Annotated in this window: 2 protein-coding genes; both read right to left on the bottom strand. The window is 38.6% G+C overall.

Annotated elements, in window-relative coordinates:
- Positions 1 to 181, bottom strand: a 181-nt coding sequence (locus VFA52_00045; GenBank protein HZS42607.1) for a hypothetical protein, incomplete at its 3' end; no start/stop codon positions are given.
- A gap of 505 nt (positions 182 to 686) precedes the next feature.
- A partial coding sequence (locus tag VFA52_00040; GenBank protein HZS42606.1) for an NEL-type E3 ubiquitin ligase domain-containing protein occupies positions 687 to 1099 on the bottom strand: 413 nt, incomplete at its 5' end.

Below are 1099 nucleotides of genomic sequence, written 5' to 3'. Positions count from 1 at the left end.
ACAGGTTCGACTCAGCTAATTTGGTCATGAGCAGGCAATTAGGTCCATTATCCCCTTGAGAAAGGGAAGAAATGCTTTGATTAATGGTATTGAGATGACGATCTAAATCATCGCAAAGAGTGTTAGGATTAAAATTTCCTGCGACCCATTTATTATCGGATAAAACTCTTGTTATCGACATATTAAAAACCTGTAATAATGTTTTATTGATTGATATATATTTTATAATTATATATATAAAATTTCAATATAATTAATTATTTAGTTTAATAATCGTAATATACTGATAATCAAGGTGATTTTAGAAAAACAGCCTGCGTTTATACCCAAATGCATTCAAGAGTTGGTTTTTGGCTGCGTCGGCTTCGCGGTAAATTTTTGTTCTTCATTCCTGCCTTGCCCCCTCGGCAATGGTCACTCACTCCAGACACAAAAATTTGCGCGGCCTTCCGACCAAATTCCCAACTTTTGAATGCATTTAGGTATAAATTGAATTTTTAGAAAAAATGAATTGACTGCGTATAAAAAAGTTTAGTTTTTCTGGCGAATTAGAAAGATAAACTACCAACTGAGAGCATCGGACAGCTCAACGAATCTGTGACCGGCCTGAATAAACTAAATTTTTCAAAACCGGCCCAAATTCGGGCAGGTTCGCCTCCTCTCACTTGCTTTTTTTGTCACAGGTCTTACGCCTGCTTCAATAAGGCGGCACATTCTTGTTCTAACCACGCTTGAGTAAAGACGCGTACAAGAGACAGGGTTGCTTGATTTCTCTGTTCTTCTAAATCTTTAACCACAGCGGTCACATTCTGAGTCGAATCAGAGGTGCAGGCAGTTTCCATTCTGCTACCAAAGTCTGAGTCAATAGCCTCAAAGTCCGCTTTATTCGCTGCAATGATTCGATTTCTCCACTCTTCAGAAGACAGAAGAATTTCTAAAACCTGTTCGGGAGACGATATTTTGTTTAAAATGATTTCCCTTGCAGTTCGGAGATCTTGATCTGTGATTCCGCTCGTTCCAGGATACAGCATTCCTTGCGTTGCAACAGGCATTTCTAAGTCGGGAAGTTTCACTTTCAAAAAGAGAAGAGATTCAATGG

The sequence above is a fragment of the Candidatus Paceibacterota bacterium genome (assembly GCA_035652395.1).
Lineage (GTDB): Bacteria > Patescibacteriota > Minisyncoccia > Phycocordibacterales > CAJBRS01 > JADGRH01.
This window is presented reverse-complemented; position numbering and strand designations above follow the sequence as displayed.